At 35.6% G+C, this 19,333-nt stretch carries 16 protein-coding genes and 1 pseudogene; 12 read left to right on the forward strand and 5 right to left on the reverse strand.

Annotation, left to right across the window (positions count from 1 at the left end; all coding sequences use genetic code 11):
* The first annotated feature begins 8 nt into the window (after nt 1-8).
* Nucleotides 9-1,463, forward strand: coding sequence for a catalase KatA (katA, locus tag AC4GZ8_RS04395; protein ID WP_491080599.1), 1,455 nt, complete (start codon nt 9-11; stop codon nt 1,461-1,463).
* Nucleotides 1,464-1,709: 246 nt separating this feature from the next.
* Here katA and AC4GZ8_RS04400 read toward each other — a convergent pair whose 3' ends face one another.
* The 5 genes from AC4GZ8_RS04400 to AC4GZ8_RS04420 all read right to left on the reverse strand — a co-directional run bounded on the left by AC4GZ8_RS04400 (nt 1,710) and on the right by AC4GZ8_RS04420 (nt 6,329).
* Nucleotides 1,710-2,216, reverse strand: coding sequence for an acyl-CoA thioesterase (locus AC4GZ8_RS04400; RefSeq protein ID WP_491080600.1), 507 nt, complete (start codon nt 2,214-2,216; stop codon nt 1,710-1,712).
* Between the two features lie 153 nt (nt 2,217-2,369).
* Nucleotides 2,370-3,194 (reverse strand): NAD(+) synthase, encoded by an 825-nt coding sequence (gene nadE, locus AC4GZ8_RS04405; protein WP_491080601.1) that lies wholly within the window; start codon nt 3,192-3,194, stop codon nt 2,370-2,372.
* Nucleotides 3,195-3,238: 44 nt separating this feature from the next.
* On the reverse strand, nt 3,239-4,714 hold the full coding sequence (locus AC4GZ8_RS04410) for a nicotinate phosphoribosyltransferase (protein WP_491080602.1): 1,476 nt from the start codon (nt 4,712-4,714) through the stop codon (nt 3,239-3,241).
* 106 nt (nt 4,715-4,820) lie between these two features.
* Nucleotides 4,821-5,369: a cysteine hydrolase family protein gene (locus AC4GZ8_RS04415; RefSeq protein WP_491080603.1), complete on the reverse strand. Its 549-nt coding sequence runs from the start codon at nt 5,367-5,369 to the stop codon at nt 4,821-4,823.
* Nucleotides 5,370-5,609: 240 nt separating this feature from the next.
* Nucleotides 5,610-6,329 (reverse strand): 3-ketoacyl-ACP reductase, encoded by a 720-nt coding sequence (locus AC4GZ8_RS04420; protein ID WP_491080604.1) that lies wholly within the window; start codon nt 6,327-6,329, stop codon nt 5,610-5,612.
* Nucleotides 6,330-6,511: 182 nt separating this feature from the next.
* Between AC4GZ8_RS04420 and AC4GZ8_RS04425 the strand changes: the two genes are divergently transcribed.
* The 11 genes and pseudogenes from AC4GZ8_RS04425 (at nt 6,512) to AC4GZ8_RS04475 (ending at nt 19,314) form a co-directional block, all read left to right on the forward strand.
* Entirely contained in the window at nt 6,512-7,219 is a 708-nt protein-coding gene (locus AC4GZ8_RS04425; protein ID WP_491080605.1) for a response regulator transcription factor, read from the forward strand.
* On the forward strand, nt 7,216-8,556 hold the full coding sequence (locus AC4GZ8_RS04430; protein ID WP_491080606.1) for a sensor histidine kinase: 1,341 nt from the start codon (nt 7,216-7,218) through the stop codon (nt 8,554-8,556). The genes AC4GZ8_RS04425 and AC4GZ8_RS04430 overlap by 4 nt, the downstream gene beginning before the upstream one ends.
* Before the next feature lie 89 nt (nt 8,557-8,645).
* The gene (locus AC4GZ8_RS04435; RefSeq protein WP_491080607.1) at nt 8,646-9,359 is read left to right on the forward strand and encodes a PepSY domain-containing protein; all 714 of its coding nucleotides are present in this window, start codon (nt 8,646-8,648) and stop codon (nt 9,357-9,359) included.
* Nucleotides 9,360-9,468: 109 nt separating this feature from the next.
* Nucleotides 9,469-9,999, forward strand: a complete 531-nt coding sequence (locus AC4GZ8_RS04440; protein WP_491080608.1) for a PepSY domain-containing protein — start codon at nt 9,469-9,471, stop codon at nt 9,997-9,999.
* 378 nt (nt 10,000-10,377) lie between these two features.
* Nucleotides 10,378-11,742, forward strand: coding sequence for a type I glutamate--ammonia ligase (gene glnA, locus AC4GZ8_RS04445; protein WP_491080609.1), 1,365 nt, complete (start codon nt 10,378-10,380; stop codon nt 11,740-11,742).
* A 165-nt stretch (nt 11,743-11,907) separates the two neighbouring features.
* Nucleotides 11,908-12,354, forward strand: coding sequence for a DUF4003 family protein (locus AC4GZ8_RS04450; RefSeq protein ID WP_491080610.1), 447 nt, complete (start codon nt 11,908-11,910; stop codon nt 12,352-12,354).
* A 46-nt stretch (nt 12,355-12,400) separates the two neighbouring features.
* Nucleotides 12,401-12,877 (forward strand): annotated as a pseudogene (locus AC4GZ8_RS04455) (DUF4003 family protein); the annotation flags it as partial.
* Between the two features lie 181 nt (nt 12,878-13,058).
* Nucleotides 13,059-13,904: an SDR family oxidoreductase gene (locus AC4GZ8_RS04460; protein ID WP_491080611.1), complete on the forward strand. Its 846-nt coding sequence runs from the start codon at nt 13,059-13,061 to the stop codon at nt 13,902-13,904.
* A 272-nt stretch (nt 13,905-14,176) separates the two neighbouring features.
* The gene (gene xylA, locus AC4GZ8_RS04465) at nt 14,177-15,508 is read left to right on the forward strand and encodes a xylose isomerase (RefSeq protein WP_491080612.1); all 1,332 of its coding nucleotides are present in this window, start codon (nt 14,177-14,179) and stop codon (nt 15,506-15,508) included.
* Nucleotides 15,509-15,998: 490 nt separating this feature from the next.
* Nucleotides 15,999-18,053, forward strand: a complete 2,055-nt coding sequence (locus tag AC4GZ8_RS04470) for an alpha-glucuronidase family glycosyl hydrolase (RefSeq protein WP_491080857.1) — start codon at nt 15,999-16,001, stop codon at nt 18,051-18,053.
* Nucleotides 18,054-18,153: 100 nt separating this feature from the next.
* Entirely contained in the window at nt 18,154-19,314 is a 1,161-nt protein-coding gene (locus tag AC4GZ8_RS04475; protein WP_491080613.1) for a Gfo/Idh/MocA family protein, read from the forward strand.
* Nucleotides 19,315-19,333 lie beyond the last annotated feature (19 nt).

The raw sequence follows: 19,333 nt of genomic DNA on the forward strand, positions 1-19,333 counted from the left end.
ATTCTTAAATGACAAATAACAGACTAACTACTAGCTGGGGTGCTCCGGTAGGGGACAACCAGAATTCAATCACAGCAGGAAATCGCGGCCCAACATTATTACAAGATGTACACCTTTTAGAAAAACTTGCACATTTTAATAGAGAACGTGTTCCTGAGCGTGTTGTTCATGCGAAGGGTGCAGGAGCTCATGGTTATTTTGAAGTAACAAATGATGTAACAAAATACACAAAAGCTAAACTTTTCTCAGAAGTAGGAAAACGTACTCCATTATTTATTCGTTTTTCAACAGTTGCAGGAGAAAATGGTTCAGCAGATACAGTGCGTGATCCACGTGGTTTTGCCGTTAAATTTTACACAGAAGAGGGGAACTACGATATCGTAGGCAACAATACACCAGTATTCTTTATCCGTGATGCAATCAAATTCCCTGATTTTATTCATACACAAAAGCGTGATCCGCAAACGCATTTGAAAAACCCTAATGCAGTATGGGATTTCTGGTCATTATCCCCAGAATCATTACACCAAGTAACAATTCTTATGTCAGATCGCGGAATTCCAGCTACACTTCGTCATATGCATGGATTTGGAAGTCATACATTCAAGTGGACAAATGCTGATGGTGATGGAGTATGGATTAAATACCACTTCAAAACTGAACAAGGTATAAAAAACATTACGCCAGAAGTGGCAGCCAAAATTGCTGGTGAAAACCCAGATTATCATACAGAAGATTTATTTAATGCAATCGAAAAAGGCGATTTCCCAGCTTGGAAATTATATGTACAAATTATGCCTTTAGAGGATGCTAATACTTACAAATGGGATCCATTTGATGTAACAAAAGTTTGGTCACAAAAAGATTATCCGCTAATTGAAGTAGGGCGTATGGTGTTAAATCGTAATCCAGAGAACTACTTTGCTGAGGTTGAGCAAGCTACATTCTCACCGGGTACTTTAGTTCCTGGTATTGACGTATCACCTGATAAAATGCTTCAAGGACGTCTATTTGCTTATCATGATGCACACCGTTACCGTGTAGGTGCTAACCACCAAGCACTACCAATTAACCGTGCTAGAAATGAAGTGAAAAACTATCAGCGAGACGGTCAAATGCGCTTTGATGATAATGGCGGAAAATCAGTTTACTATGAGCCAAACAGTTTTGGAGGCCCAACTGAAACTCCTGAAAACAAACAAGCTGCATACCCAGTATCTGGAGTAGCTGAAAGTGTTGCATATGATCACAATGATCACTATACACAAGCTGGTGACTTATATCGCCTTATGACAGAAGAGCAACGCGCACACTTAGTGTCAAACATAGTGGCTGCAATGAAACCAGTTGAAAGAGACGATATTAAATTACGTCAAATTGGTCATTTCTATAAAGCAGATCCAGAATATGGAACTCGAGTAGCTGAAGGCTTAGGCTTATCTGTACCAGCAGAAGTAAAATAATTATCAAGATAAAATAAAAATAAAAATAAATTAGTTTACGATTCTCATACTATTCTCATTGAAAAAAGCATCCAGCCTTGGATGCTTTTTTTCATCTTGATATTTCTCTTTAACGGGCAGTATGAACTCCACCTCAAGGCTCTAAGTTTAAGAAGGTAAGAGTGGATAACTTGCCTGTAAAGGTCCGATTGGTTCAACAAACCATCAGTGAGGGATGAGGAAAACCCCAATGATGGAAGTTTCACCTTATAATGTCACAACATTAGCAAAAGCTTCGCTATGTTCACGACGCTCTTTCCGAACATTTCTTCGCTGTTGTGCTGTATTAAACAGCATTACCTCCTCATCTGATTCAGGTACAACTTTTGGGACTTGCTGGGGTTTCCCTTGATTGTTTAATGCAACGAATGTTAAAAATGATGTTGCAGCAAGTCTTCGTTCACCTGTTTTTAAATCTTCTGCGATGACCTTTACAAAGACTTCCATCGATGTACGACCAACAGAAGAAACATAGGATTTCAAACTAACAGAGTCGCTTTGACGAATCGGGATTAGAAAGTCAACTGAATCTGTAGAAGCTGTTACGACCTCACATCTTGAATGCATTGAAGCTGAAATAGAGGCAACATCATCGATATAGCTCATTAATTTCCCGCCAAATAACGTATTATGGTTGTTAGTATCTAATGGAAATACTCTGCTTGTTTTAATTACAAGGGATTCTTTACATGTTTTTTCGGTAAGATTTGTCATCGCTTTACTCTCCTAACATGTCATGATATAGATAACATTATTGGTTCTTTTATTAACATCGTCAATTTAATTGTTTTGCATTCTAACATTGTTTTTATATGAAAACAAAAAATGCTCTAGAACCAATGTGATTCCGAGCATTTTTATTTATGATTAATTTTGTTTCCACCATTCATCAAACATAGAAGCTGGTACTTCGCGCTTATGCTGGGTGATGAGGTAACGATTTTCGATCTTTTCCGCTACTACAGAATCGACTTGTTTTCCTTCAAGGTAATCATCTAATTGATCATATGTTATACCAAGCTCTGTTTCATCTGCTTGTAATGGGGTATTGTCTAATAAATCTGCAGTAGGCGTTTTAAGATATAAACGCTCAGGTGCATGTAATTCTTTTAGTAGTTGTTTACCTTGACGTTTTGTTAAACCAGTAAGAGGTAATAGATCGGCTCCACCGTCGCCATATTTCGTGAAAAAGCCCGTAACTGCTTCTGCTGCATGATCTGTACCGATAACCAATAATCCTTCTTGACCGCCGATTGCATATTGAGTGATCATTCTTGTCCGTGCCTTTACATTTCCTTTATTAAAATCTGTGAGTGTTTCCCCCATTGTTTTCTCATAATGGTGTGCTAAGGCATCGACAGTACTTGAAATGTCAAATGAAACACTTTTATCAGGTTTAATAAAAGAAAGAGCTAATTGAGCATCATCTTCATCTTTTTGAACTCCATAAGGAAGCCTTACCGCTGTAAATGTTGCATCATGACCTTCACTGCGCAATTCTTCAACAGCTAATTGAGCTAATCTGCCGGATAATGTAGAATCTTGACCACCGCTTATACCTAGTACAAAGCCTTTTGCACCAGTGGTTTTCAAATATTCCTTTAAAAACGTAACACGAGCCTTTATTTCTTCCTTAGGATCTATTGTTTCCTTTACATGCAGTTCACTCATAATTCGTTTTTGTAACCTCATTTTACATTAAACCTCCAATTGAAATTATTTTTTGGGTTCAAAATTTACTTATTGTTTTTAATCATTTCGGACACTTTTTGTCTTACTTCTTCAATATTTCTCATTTTGTTTTCCCAGCATTCCTGACTTAAGTCAACAGGGTATTCTTCAGGATGTAAAGCACGTTTATATTCATCCCAAAGTAACTCAAGGTTTGCAATTGTATATTTTTGCATGTCCTGTAAGGAAGGGGAGTCATATATAAGCTTTCCGTTGTCAAAGATTGGATGATGTAACTCCTTTGCCTCAAAGTTTGTGACAAATTTACTTACAAATGTATGAATAGGGTGGAACATTTTTAGTTTCTCTTCGCTTTCAGGATCTTCATGTTGTAACGTAATATAGTCACCCTCAGATTTATGGTTTAACGTATTGATAATCCGATAAACCTTTTTTAAACCCGGTGTTGATACTTTTTCAGGATTTCCACTTATCTTTATCGTATCAATCATTTCTCCGTTATCATCTTCAATTGAGGCAAGCTTATATACAGCACCAAGTGCAGGCTGATCATAGGCAGTGATGAGCTTGGTGCCAATTCCCCAAATATCAATTTTTGCTCCTTGTGATTTTAGATTAATAATTGTAGATTCGTCTAAATCATTTGAAGCAATAATCTTTGTGTCATGAAAACCAGCTTGATCAAGCATTTTTCTTGCCTCTTTTGAGAGGTAAGCAAGGTCTCCGCTATCTAGACGAATGCCTTTAAACTCAATTTGATCTCCTAATTCCTTTGCTACTTTAATAGCATTAGGAACACCTGATTTTAATGTATCATATGTATCAACGAGAAATACGCATTCTTTGTGACGACGGGCATATTTATGGAAAGCGACGTATTCATCTTTGTATGCTTGAACAAATGCATGAGCATGTGTCCCTGAAACCGGAATATCAAATAGTTTTCCAGCTCTTACATTAGATGTAGCTTGAAATCCTCCAATAAAAGCCGCTCTCGTTCCCCAAATCGCAGCATCTAATTCATGCGCACGGCGAGTACCGAATTCCATGACTGTGTCGTCTCCAACAACTTGTTTGATTCGAGCGGCTTTGGTTGCAATTAATGTCTGGTAATTAACAATGTTTAATATAGCTGATTCAATTAGTTGCGCCTCAGCTAAAGGGGCCTCGATTCGGATAATGGGCTCATTTCCAAATACCATTTCTCCCTCTTGGACTGAGTAAACATTACCGGAAAATCGCAAAGTACTTAAGTATTCTAAAAAGTCATCTTTATAGCCTAATTCTTCACGTAAATAGTCTATATCGCTTTTGGAAAATTGAAATTTCTCCAGATATTGAATGATCCGTTCAAGTCCTGCAAATATCCCATAGCCGTTCCCAAACGGTAATTTTCTAAAATATACTTCAAATACCGCCTTACGATTATGCATGGAATCTTCCCAATAGGATTCAGCCATATTAATTTGATAAAGATCTGTATGGAGAGCTAGACTATCATCTTCATAATGTGTATTCATTTTTTTCCTCCAAGTTCGTTCAATTTTTCACATAGACCGAAATGGTCAACTATTTAATGAAAAAATGGAGGTCCATAGGTTCATTAAATAAGTAAAAAGAGTGAAATTATATCACTTTTGCATTCAAGCATGAAGTAAAGTGTTGTAGTGCCCATTCATGCCCTGATTGGTTAAAGCTAGCAACAGCATTTTTATGGACAACAATAGAAAATCCCCTGTTGTAAGCATCAACTGCTGTATGTAGAATACAAATGTCCGTACAAACCCCGACAAGGTGTATTTCCGTGATTCCCCGTTCATTTAATTTTAATTCTAAATTAGTTCCGGCAAAAGCACTATAACGTGTTTTATCCATCCACTGCACATTCGTTTTCTCTTGATTGCTTATGTATATGTCCTGAAGTTTACCATATAAAACTCTTCCTTTTGTACCTCTAATATTATGAGGGGGAAACAACGCTGTTTCAGGGTGAAAATGATCATCCTTTTCATGTAGATCCACAGCGAATACGACATAATCATTGTTCGCAATAAATTTAGTCGTAATATTTGAGATTTCATTCTCAATATCTTGACCGGGTTTCCCACAAGTTAACGCACCATCATCTGCAACAAAATCAAATGTGTAATCAATATTAATTAATGCCTTTTTCAACTTTCATACCTCCTTAATAGTATGAAAAACAATGTGTGATGTAAATAAAAAGCAATGAGAACGATAAAAATTAGAATCTATCTGAAATTATTGGATAATATTTAATTTTACACGATCTCTTTATTTTATCAAATATGGAAAATGATTTGTTAAAAAGGAGCCATTGCATAAGAAGAATGAAAGAGATATAGAAAAGAGCTGTCTGCTCAATCGTCAGACAGCTCATCTTTTGTTTATCATTTACGGATTTGTTGACCATAATCCAGCTGATTTAACGAAGATTCTAGGGTGTAGTTTTAATTGTGCAACCATAAACTCTGCAAGGTCTTCTGGTTGCATGACTTTTTCTGGATTTCCATCCGTAAGGTTTTCTTTGTATGCTAATTCTGTTGCGACAGTACTTGGAGTCAGTGCTGTTACGCGAATATTATGCTTGCGAACCTCTAAAGCTAGTGATTCTGTTAATCCTAATACACCGAATTTTGAAGCACTATAAGCACTAGTAACAGGTGCACCTTTTTGACCAGCTGTAGATGAGATGTTAATGATATCTCCGCCATTTTTATCAATTAGCTGTGGTAAAACAGCACGTGTAACATAATAAACACCCATTAAGTTAATATCGATAATTTTCTTCCACTCTTCTGGTTCAAGCTCAAGAAATTTACCGAATTTCCCAGTCCCTGCATTGTTGATAAGAATGTCTACCGGACCTAAGGAAGCTTTTAATTTTTCGACAGCGGCATTAACTTCTTCCATTGATGAAACATCTGCAGTTGCATAAGCTGTTTTCACGCCAAATGCTTCAATTTCTTTTGCTACTTCTACTAAATCATTTTCTGTACGTGCTAATAGCCCGACATTTACTCCTTCTTGTGCAAGGGCAATAGCTGTTGCACGACCAATACCTTTTCCGGCTCCAGTAACAAGAGCGACTTTACCTTTTAAAGATTGTGCCATTTTTATTCGGCTCCTTTCAGTATGTAAGATGCGCTATTATCTTACATACTGAATTAGGTAAAGTCAAAAGAACTGCTTTATCAGTTACAGATCAAACATCTAAAATAGAAATTGCCTTCAATTATTTGATATGATGGGGTTGAAATGAAAACTGGAAAAATTTAAATTAAAGGAGGTTTCTAATGAACAAGGAATCCATTTTAATTGTTGAAGATGAAGAGAAAATTATCAGATTACTTGAACTAGAACTGGGCTATGAAGGATATGAAACTGAAAAAGCAATGGACGGAGTTAGTGCACTTGAAGCTTATCGAAAGGGTAGTTTTGATTTGATTTTACTAGATGTGATGCTTCCTGGATTAAGCGGTATTGAATTACTTCGTCGCATCCGTGTTAAAGATACATATACACCTGTTATTTTGCTTACAGCAAAAGGTTCTGTTGAGGATAAAGTATCAGGGTTAGATTTAGGAGCAAATGATTATATTACTAAGCCATTCCAAATGGAGGAATTACTTGCAAGAATTCGTGCAGTGTTGCGAATGAGTTCAAATATTCCTCAAAAAAGTGAGCAGGATCATTTGGATGATTGGCTAGTTGCTGGGGAATTAAGGCTTAATGAAAAAACAAGAGAAGTGGTAAGAGGGGATCATGAAATTGATTTAACACCTAAGGAATTTGATTTGCTTTTATTCCTTCTTCGAAATAAGAGGCAAGTACTTAACCGTGAGCAAATACTTGAGGCAGTATGGGGGTATGACTATTTTGGTGATACAAATGTAGTTGATGTGTATATCCGATACATACGTAAAAAGATTGATTTTCCATTTGATTATCCATTCATTCATACAGTACGTGGCGTTGGTTACGTCTTAAAGGAAACCAAATGAAGCTTCGTAATAAAATCAATTTATATACTGCCTTTTTATTTATTTTCCTAATCCTTCTCATGAATACATCCATTTACATGGTGTTTAGCAATATGATGATTCACAATGAGCTTGAACAAGTAAAAGCTGAAACAGAAAAAACAGCAATAGATGTTAGTAAAGGAATAAAGCAAATAAATCCTAATGATTTGCTCCGTGCATATGTACCGGTTGATGGGATGATTGAAGTTTTATCAGCAGACGGAAATCCAGTCGCAACGATTACATCAAACTCTGAAACAGTCTTAAGTAAAAAGATGGGGGAATATGATACGGGGGAAAGAAGTGAAATTATTACTTATAAGAATAAGCAATATGCCTTTTCCTCAATTCCTATAATTTGGTCAGATGGAAATATTGTGAACCTGCAGTTAACCAGCAGCATGGACACGGCGAATGAAGTTCTTTCCGTGCTAAAAATCGTTTTAGTTGTTGTAACGATTATCGCGATAATTCCAGTCATTTTATCTACTCATTTTTTGAGTAACCTGATTTCACGTCCGATTAAAACCATGACGGAGACCATGAAGGATATTCAAGAAAGTGGAAAATTCAAACGTATACAGCTTGAAGAAAACTCGAAGGATGAGCTATCCGTAATGGGGAATACATTCAACAAAATGATCGATCTCCTCCAATCAAATTTTGAAAAACAGGAACAGTTTGTATCAAATGCGTCTCACGAACTAAAAACCCCTTTAACGATTATTGAAAGTTATGCAGATTTAATGAAAAGAAGAGGGAAACAACAACCGGAAGTAATTGATGAATCCATTGAGGCTATTCATTCAGAAGCTGTCAGAATGAGAGACTTGATTGAACAGCTCCTTTTATTAGCTAAGCATGATGAAAAATGGAATTTAGAGATGAAAGAGATCAATATAACTGAATTAGTGATGGAATCGTCTACTATTTTTCAAAATGCCTATGGAAGAACAATTGAATTAGAATTTACTGACACGGTTTATGCCACAACAGATGCACAGAAGTTAAAGCAGTTGCTATTTATTTTTTTAGATAATGCGAAAAAATATAGTGATGAGAATATTTCTATTTATATAGAAAAAAACGATGGACAACCTTGTATCCGTATATCAGATAGAGGGATTGGAATTCCAGGGAGTGATATACCAAAAGTCTTTGACCGTTTTTATAGAGTGGATAAGGCACGAACACGCAGGCAAGGAGGAAGCGGTTTAGGACTTTCAATGGCAAAGGAAATTGCTGGAGCTATTGACATAGAAATCCAGCTTGAAAGTGTTGAAGGAGCAGGAACAACTGTGACACTATTCTTGTGAAAATTTCATGAAAGTAAGATAATGCTTCTCAGCAAATTCTCATGTTTATATCCTAAACTTAAGATTATAAAAAGTAATGGAGGTGAAAAATGATTAGGAAAAAATGGTTCTTATTTTTGGGTTGCATCATCATTGCCGGCTTGGTTCTCTTTACGAGTTTAAAAATATGGGGTCCAACATCAGAAGCACAAGCCTTAACTGAACAAGAGGCTAAAAATAAGGCATTAGAAAAATATCAAGGTGAAATTATTGAAACATCCAGAAAAAAGAATGAGTATCATTTTGTGCTAAAAGCAGAAACGGGGACGTACCTTATAATCATTGACGAAATTAACGGAGATGTTGTGTCTATTGTGCAAAAAGAACAAAATAATAAAAATATAGCAGAAGAAAATACAAAGGAACTTTTAACGGAAGATGAAGTGAAATTGAAAATTACTAAACAAGGTACCATTAAATCAATTGAACTTATCCAAGAAGAAGCCCCGTATTACCAAGCAATTGTAGAATTAGAAAATGAAGAGCATACATTGTCAATTGATCCGTACACAGGTGATATAATAAATTCAATTAAAACCTCTCAACGACTTTTATCAGAATCTGAAGCAGCGGAGGTAGCTCTTGAAAAAGTTCAAGGAGAAGTAGATGATGTAGATTTCATAGAACGTGAAGGACAAACCCCTTATTATCTCGTTGAAATTGAAACCAATGATGACCGTGATGCTACAGTACAGATTGATGCATATAAAAAAGAAGTGATATCAGTTACGTGGGGAGATCAAGAAGATGATGAGGATTCTTAAGAAATCTTAGAGTTTTCTCATCAAATTTTAATCTTCCTTTCCTTTTCCTCTCATTTAAGCTGGTTATAGTTAAGTATGTAAGAACAAAACAACTAAGGAGGAAAATGAAATGAAGAAATTGATCACACTCTCATTAGCAACGGTAGTGGTATTAGGTGGTGCTGTAGCGATTAACCATAGCTACGCTCAAGAAAAAATTGAAAACATCGGGATCCAAAAAGCAAAAGAGGTTGCATTAAATAAGGTTGACGGAGTTGTTGAGGGGATAGAACTGGAAAATCGTAACGGTCAACCTGTGTATGAAGTGGAAATTGACAAAGGTCAGAAGGATTTTGATCTTTATATCGATGCAACTACAGGAAAAGTAAACAATGTTCAAGAGAAAGACGATGACGATGATGATATCAACGCTGCAATCATATCGAATTCTTCTTTTATTACAGAAAAGGAAGCAATTGAATTAGCGAAAACGAAAATTAATGGAGAACTTATAGAGATTGATTTCGATGAAGATGATGGCAGATATGTTTACGATATGGAATTTAGAACAGCTACCGGAGAAGCAGAAATAACAATTGATGCTAAAACAAAAGATGTTCTGGAATTTGAAAATGATGATCATGATGATCATGATGATTAAACAATAACTCACTGGAAAGAACCTTGTATTAAAAAGGTTCTTTTTTTTATCAAAAATTTCATAATGATTGTATAAGAAAAACTAATGCTTTCACCTTTGGAATTTGACTACAAACGAAGTTTTATTTATATAATGATGTAAAAATATTAATATTGTTGTATAAATATTAGGGTTGTCATCAAATTTTATTACGAATTATATCTAAATATTTACAAATGTATCAATCTTTCTTCAATTAACAATACATGTAAACGTTTTCTACAAAAATATTATAAAAATACAGAAAATTTAATAGAAAAACACTTGTCAAATTTACAATCTTTAAATATAATAAACTCATGTTATAAAAAACGACATAGAAATGAGAGGTTATCTAACATGAGTGAAGCGGTTATTTCAAAAGGTAAAAATGATACGGAAATTCTTGCACAGATTAAAGAAATTATCAGCTCTAAAAGTGTAGAGCTTATTCATCTACAGTTTGTAGATATAGAAGGTATTCTAAAGAATGTAACTGTTACTGTAGAACAATTAGAAGATGTTGTAGCAGGGAAGCAAATGTTTGACGGTTCATCTGTTAAAGGGTTCTCTCCAATTAACAAATCAGATCTATACTTACAGCCAGATCTTTCAACATTCGCAGTTTTACCATGGTCAGTTGAAGAAGGGTACTCTGAAGCTCGTTTCCTTTGTTCAGCAGTGAATCCTGATGGTACTCTTTTTGAAGGAGATACTCGTAACGTATTAAAAAAGACTGTTGAGCGTGCAGCTGACAAAGGCTACACAATCTCTGTAGGTCCAGAATTAGAGTTTTTCTTATTCAAAACAGATGCTGACGGAAATCCAACTCAACAATTAGATGATAACGGCGGCTACTTTGAGCCATCACCAAAAGACTTAGGTGAACGCGTTCGATTAGAAATTTATCGTGCATTAAAAGCGATGGGCTTTACGATTGAAGCATCTCACCATGAGGTTGCAGAAGGTCAACATGAAATCAACTTTAAATATGCTGATGCATTAGGTGCAGCTGATTTAGCAACTACATACAAATGGGTTGTTAAAACAATTGCTCAAAAATTTGGTCTGCATGCTACTTTCATGCCAAAACCAGTATTCGGAATCAATGGTTCAGGAATGCACGTAAATATGTCATTCTTCAAAGATGGCGAAAATGCATTCTATAATGAAAATGATAAATTACAATTATCTGATGAAGCATATTCATTTATCGCTGGTTTAGTTGATAATGCGAAAAACATTGTTGCTGTAACAAATCCACTAGTAAACTCTTATAAGCGTTTAGTTCCTGGATATGAAGCTCCTTGCTATCTAGCTTGGTCAGCATCTAACCGTTCAGCATTAATTCGTATCCCAGCGAAAAAAGGTATGGCAACTCGCGTAGAGCTTCGTTGCCCAGATCCATCTTCAAACCCGTACCTAACATTTGCAATCATTGCATCTGCAGGTCTTGAGGGAATTGAAAAAGGCTTAAAAGCTCCAGCTTCTATTGATGAGGATATCTTCCACATGACAGAAGAGCGCCGCGCTGAGCTTGGAATTGAAAACCTTCCAGGAAGCCTTGAAAAAGCAATTGCAGAATTCGAAAACGGAGAAATCGGTCGTAAAACACTTGGTGATCATGTATATGGTGAATATGTAGCTGCTAAAAAAGCAGAATGGGATAGCTATCGTACAGCTGTTCACTCTTGGGAAATTGAAAATTATCAATCAAAATTCTAATCTGGAACGATCAAAAAAACAGGTGAAAATCTCACCTGTTTTTTCTGTTGGATAAGTGTAAGAATATACAACTTCTACTTAATGAAAAGTTTCGAATCTCAGTTTTTGAAACTATTTTGATTCCTAATCGTAAGTAAGGAAAAGAATAAATTGAGGTACAAAAACATGGAAGATGTGTTGAAATCCTTCAAGAATATTTATACTGAATTAAAATCTACATTTAGATGGCATGCCGATGATAATATTTTTAAGTTAGTAGCTGCCATGTACATCGTTCATCACAAAAAATTTAATCTTACAAGATATCAAACTCTGACAAATGATTTAAAAAACAAAGTTGGGGTATTTTCTTATTTGAAATCATCACAACGATTTACAACAGCTGCCACATTAGATATTACATGTCCAGATCTTAAACAAGGGTTTGAAAAATTGATGAAAATATACGAAGGTTTGATAGAATCAGGTTTTTCACGAACTCCATACACATATATAGCTGCAGGCACCCTTTTAAAGAATGAAGATACTATGATTCATAAGCTTGCGAAAAAATCTCATGATATTTATCGTGGGATGAAGGAACATCATTACTTTTTAAACTGGTTCTGCTGATTACCCACTTGCAACACTTTTAGCTCAAGGGAATGGAGATGTCGCGGAATCAATTGACCGAATTGAAGTATATTATGAACTCCTACAAAAAAATGGATTTTATAAAGGTGATTCCTTACAATTCCTAAGTCATATCTTAACTTTAGTAAATGACCCTCATCCTGATGATTTAGTTAAAAAGTGTTTAAAGGTATTGGAAATTCTTAAGAAAAAAGGGATTCGAGTAAAAAGATCTTATTATCCTTTTGTTGGAATTTTGGCGTTGTTTGATCAACCTGATGAACAGATTTACTTGGTTCTGTCTCTTTTACAAAACTTAAATACTGATAAGCAATTTAAATGGAAAAAAGATATAAACTTTATGACGGCAGTTGTGCTAATTATAAAGGAAAAGATTGATCTAGGTGACATCGCGATTACGGGCTTAAACACATCGATTGAAGCAATTATTCAAGCTCAACAAGCTGCGATGGTCGCAAGTATTTCTGCTAATACTGCTTCAACAAGCGGTGGGGGAGAATAAACGAATCCTAAAAAATGGATTCGTTTATTTTTTATGGGAAAATTCGAACTTTTCTATTGGAAATTGGAAGAAGTTCACATATACTTAGGTTAATGAGTAAACAAAGGTGAATAACTTATTTTTGTAAGCGCTATATAAATTTAGGTGAAGAACTAAATAGAAAAAGGAGTGGGTATATCAAATGTTGCCAATTCATGAAGATTTAAGAGGAAAAGTAGCTGTTATTACAGGTGGAGGTGGAGTTCTTTGTGGTCGAATGGCGATTGAACTAGCTAGACAAGGGATGAAGGTTGCCATTTTAAACCGTACATATGAAAAGGGATTGGCTGTTCGAAATGAAATTATTGAATCAGGTGGAGAGGCTCTTGCGATCGAATGTGATGTACTAAACGTTGAAAGTGTTAAAAAAGCAGAGCAGAAAATCTATGAAACCTATGGTAATTATCACGTGTTGATTAATGGTGCAGGCGGGAACCATCCAAAGGGTGTAACCTCTAAGGAAATCTTTGAAATCACTGATTTAGATAATAATGATATCACAACTTTTTTTGATCTAACAACAGAAGGGTTTCAATCAGTCTTTAATTTAAATATTATCGGTACGTTGATTCCGACGCAGGTATTTGCTAGAAGAATGGTTGAAACGAAAGGGACGATCATCAATATTTCATCGATGAGTGCACCGAGCCCCATGACAAAGGTTCCTGCGTATAGCGCAGCGAAATCAGGGATTGAGAATTTTACAAAATGGCTAGCAGTTCATATGGCAGAGACAGGTATTCGTGTAAACGCAATTGCACCAGGATTTTTTCTCACAAAGCAGAATGAGAGATTATTAAAAAATGAAGATGGTAGTAATACCGAGAGAACAGAAAAAATCTTAGCACACACTCCAATGAGAAGACTTGGGGATCCAGAAGATTTATTAGGTACACTTTTATGGCTTATTGATGAGAATTCAAGTAGATTTGTGACTGGAATAAGTGTGCCTGTTGATGGAGGATTTATGGCTTATTCTGGTGTATAGAGTAGTTGATAATTCAATGCTTTTATTCATTCTAATTGGCTTTTTGTTTAAAAAAAACGAGATAAACTAATTTTTTAAGAAAAAACTTAGTTTATCCAATAGACAAACTAACTGGTGAGTGGTATTATATTGGTGTAAGGAACAAATAAGATAAATTTTAAGGAAAAAAGACTTAACAAAAACTATTTGTAATACGGTAAAGTTTCTATTGTTGGAAGCGGTATCAAATAGTTTGGGAGTTTTAAAGTTTATTAAATCAGGAGGCATATAACATGGCTTATTTTGAAAACGTTAACCAAATTAAATTCGAAGGACCTGGTTCTGCAAATCCATTATCATTTAAGTATTATAATCCCGAAGAAGTTATCAACGGGAAAAAGATGGAGGATTTACTACGCTTTTCAGTTGCGTACTGGCATACATTTACAGCAGATGGATCTGACCCATTTGGTGTAGGTACTGCTATTCGTCCATGGAATCATTTACAAGGCTTAGATTTAGCAAAAGCTCGTGTAGAGGCAGCATTTGAATTTTTTGAAAAACTTAATGTACCATTCTTCTGTTTCCATGATGTAGATATTGCACCTGAAGGATCAACATTAGCTGAAACAAATAAAAACCAAGATGTTATCGTTTCAATGATTAAAGAATATATGAAAACAAGCAAAACGAAGTTGCTTTGGAACACTGCGAACATGTTTACAAATCCAAGATATGTACATGGTGCTGCAACTTCTAATAATGCAGACGTTTTTGCTTACTCAGCTGCGAAGGTTAAAAAAGCGCTAGAAGTTGGTAAAGAATTAGGTGCTGAAAACTATGTATTCTGGGGCGGCCGTGAAGGTTATGAAACACTTCTAAATACAAACATGGGATTAGAATTAGATAACCTTGCTCGTTTCTTCCATATGGCAGTAGATTATGCAAAAGAAATTGGTTTTGATGCACAATTCCTTATTGAACCAAAACCAAAAGAACCTACTAAGCACCAATATGATTTTGATGTTGCAACTGGATTAGCATTCTTACAAAAATATGATCTAGCAGATCATTTCAAATTTAATATTGAAGCAAACCATGCAACATTAGCAGGTCACACATTTGAGCATGAATTACGTGTAGCACGTGAAAATAACATGCTAGGATCTGTTGACGCAAACCAAGGTGACACGTTACTTGGCTGGGATACAGATGAATTCCCAACAGATTTATACTCTACTACATTAGCAATGTATGAAATTCTAAAAAATGACGGCTTAGGAACAGGTGGATTAAACTTCGATGCAAAAGTGAGAAGAGGTTCATTTGAAGCTGAAGATCTTTTCCATGCACATATTGCAGGAATGGACACATTTGCGATTGGTACAAAAGTTGCGAATAAACTTATCCAAGATAAAGTTCTTGATAACTTTGTCGAAGAAAGATATAGCAGCTATACTAAAGGAATTGGATTAGAAATTGTTGAAGGAAAAACAAACCTTCGTAAGCTTGAGGAATATGCTTTACAATTAACAGAAATCAAAAATGCTTCAGGCAGACAAGAGCGATTAAAAGGAATTGTAAACCAATACATCATTGAAACATTAGCGAATGTAACGGTTTAATCGTATTAGTTCGTCAAAATAAAAGCGCAAGCGCCTTGGTTAGCCCCGACAAGCTTTATACGATTTTGAATAAAAGGTGTTTTGCCTTCAATTCAAAATTGGCTTATGACCTCGAGGCAGTTCTAAAATCGCGACGTCCTGTGTTTCGGGGCTAGGCGCTGGAGCTAGACAGCAAAATTAAGTGCAAAACTTATAAATGCTGATTCTATAAAAAAGTAGGATGACTCACAATAGTAGGACCAAGATTTTGATAGTCACGTATGCTGTGATCTAGATCATCATGGTTAGACTCTTTGCAAAGAGTCATCCTATTTTATACTATCAGAAAGATTAGATTTTATGGATGATAGGATAAAAAAACTAAGGCTTATGCTATTAAGACTTGGCGATAAGCCAAGTTTTTCTAAGAATACAGCTAAATTAAGCAGATAAAAGGAAAGGGGAAAACTTCTTGATCAATTCAACTAATCTCCGTGTCGAGGAACCAACCTTGGAAGCAGCGTATCATTGTTGGCTACAATATAATAAGCTTGACGAATTACTATTAAGGCAATATAAGACATATTGTGAAACACTCATCATTCTTGATCAATCACCAATTATTCAATCAGCAAAAGAAGAGCTTATCCTAGGGATATCATCTATGATTGATCATCCTCCATCTTTACATGCAGTTCCACTAGAAAAACCATCAATTGTTTTAGCAACTTATGAGAATAACCAATTAAAAGATTATGGAATTAGTACATCGAATCTAGAAAACTTAAAAGATGATGGCTATCTTATTCAAACTGTTACATACAAAGATCAAAAAACAATAGCGATTATTGGAAAACAGGATAAAGGTGTTTTATATGGGGCATTTCATTTTCTAAGACTTATGCAAATGCACGAAAATCTGAATGAATTAGCAATCATTGAAAGTCCTACTAACCAAATCAGAATGATCAATCATTGGGATAATATGGACGGTAGTATTGAGCGTGGGTATTCAGGGGATTCGATTTTTTATAAAGACTATGAATTTACACATGATACAAAAAGGATTAAGGATTACGCAAGGTACCTTGCATCAGTCGGGATCAACAGTTTATCCATTAATAATGTAAATGTGCATAAGGTAGAAACAAATCTAATTACAAAAGAAATGCTTCCAAATGTCGCTGAAATTGCAGACATAATGAGAGGCTATGGGATTACAACTTATCTTAGTATCAACTATGCTAGTACAATGGAAATTGGAAATCTACCAACAGCTGATCCTCTTGATAAAGACGTACAACAATGGTGGATTGATAAAACAAAGGAAATTTATCAATATATCCCTGATTTCGGCGGGTTTATTGTGAAAGCGGATTCAGAGCACCGTCCAGGCCCATTTACATATAACTGCACCCATGCTGATGGAGCGAATATGTTAGCCAGAGCTCTTGAACCGTTTGGGGGACTTGTTTTCTGGAGATGTTTTGTATACAACTGTCTTCAAGATTGGCGTGATCGAAAAACAGATCGAGCAAGAGCGGCATATGATCATTTTAAACCATTAGATGGAGAATTTATGGATAATGTAATTCTTCAGATTAAAAATGGGCCAATGGATTTTCAGGTAAGAGAGCCTGTTTCACCTTTATTTGGAGCTTTGCAAAATACAAACCATGTTCTTGAATTTCAGGTGGCACAAGAGTATACAGGACAACAAAAGGATTTATGTTTTCTTGTTCCGCAATGGAAGGAAGTATTGGATTTTGATACGTATGCAAAAGGAGAAGGGACAACAATTAAAACGATTGTTGATGGATCTCAGTTTGATTTAGCTTATAGTGGTATTACAGCTGTATCAAATATTGGAAATGATTTGAACTGGACAGGTAACACGCTTGCACAAGCAAACTTTTACGGATATGGCCGTTTAGTTTGGAATCCCGATTTATCCTCTGAGGAAATAGCAAATGAGTGGGTCCGAATCACATTTGGCCATGATAAAGATGTTGTTGGATCTATTACAAACATGCTCCTTCATTCTTGGGAAATTTATGAAAATTATACGGCACCACTTGGCGTGGGTTGGATGATTAATCCAGGACATCATTATGGACCAAATATAGAAGGTTATGAATATTCATTGTGGGGAACATATCATTTTTCTGATTGCTTTGGAACAGGTGTAAATCGAACGATTAAAGATGGCACAGGCTATACGTCACAGTATTTCCCTGAAAACACAAATCTTTATGACTCAATTGATGCATGTCCAGATGAGTTATTACTATTCTTCCATCATGTCCCATATCGTCACCAATTAAAATCCGGGAAGACAGTCATTCAACATATTTACGATACACACTTCCTAGGAGTAGAACAAGTAGAGGATATGATTCAGAAGTGGAAGCAGCTTGAACAGAAGATTGATTCTTATCGATATCAAAATGTATTAGAAAGATTTCATATGCAATTAGATAATGCTATTGAGTGGAGAGATCGAATTAATACGTATTTCTATAGGCATTCTGGAATTCCAGATGAACGAAATCGTACAATATATTAAGTTTCTTATCGAATGTTAAATAAGAAATTTATAGCGTCTTTACTACCATACTAGTATAACTAGGATGTTATATAACTTTTTACAGAAAGGAAATGGTGTTTTGATTAATATTGCCATAATTGGTACAGGTGGAATTTCAGCGGCCCATGTAAAAGCATACCAAGCCCTATCTGAAGCGTGTAACATCGTTGCTTTAGCAGATATTTATCCAAACAAAGCAAGATCTCTTGCAGAAAGATTTTCATTGGATTGTATAGTTGTAAGTGATTACAGAGAATTATTAGATAATCCCAACATTGATGCTGTTTCCATTTGTACGCCGCCATTTACCCATGCTCAGATCGCAAAAGATTTTCTCCGAGCTGGAAAGCATGTATTGGTTGAAAAGCCAATGGCTGCTTCACTCCAAGAATGTGATGAGATGATAAAAGTGGCTAAAGAGTCAAGTCGATTATTATCTGTTGTTGCTCAAAATCGTTTTATGAATCCAATAATGAAAATGAGTTTTCTATTAAAAGAAAACATTATTGGTAAAATTGCTCATGCTCAAGTTGATTCTTATTGGTGGAGAGGCCATAGCTATTATGATTTGTGGTGGAGAGGTACATGGGAAAAAGAAGGTGGAGGATGTACACTTAATCACGCTGTTCATCATATTGACATGCTTCAATGGATGATGGGGATGCCAAAAGAGATTGTTGCAATGACCTCAAATACACTTCACGATAATGCAGAAGTAGAGGATTTATCAGTTGCGATTTTACAATATGAAAATGGTGGTTTAGCACAGGTAACAAGCTCTGTTGTTCATCATGGAGAGGAGCAGCAACTTATTTTTCAAGGAGAAAAAGCGAGAGTTTCTGTGCCGTGGAAAGTAAAAGCTCAAAAGTCACGTGAGAATGGCTTTCCATTCGAGGAAAGTGACACTAACATTGAAATGAAAATTCAACAATTTTGGGATCAAAGCCCATCCTTAAAGTATGAAGGCCATACAGGACAAATTCATCAGTTTGTTGAAGCAATAAATGGCAAGGAATCTTTACTTGTTGATGGTGTTCAAGGTAGAAACACTTTGGAGCTTATTACGGCTATTTATAAATCTGCCAATGATGGTGTGCGAGTAACCCTGCCACTTAAAGCTGATGACCCATTTTATACAAGAGATGGAATTCTCGCACATATTAAGCATTTTTATGAGAAAACAACGAGCATTGAGAATTTCACTGATTCTAACATTACAACTGGTGGACATTACGAGTAATGATGTGTCTTGGAAGGAG

It is taken from the genome of Metabacillus sp. RB-C-LZQ-3-1 (assembly GCF_058315175.1).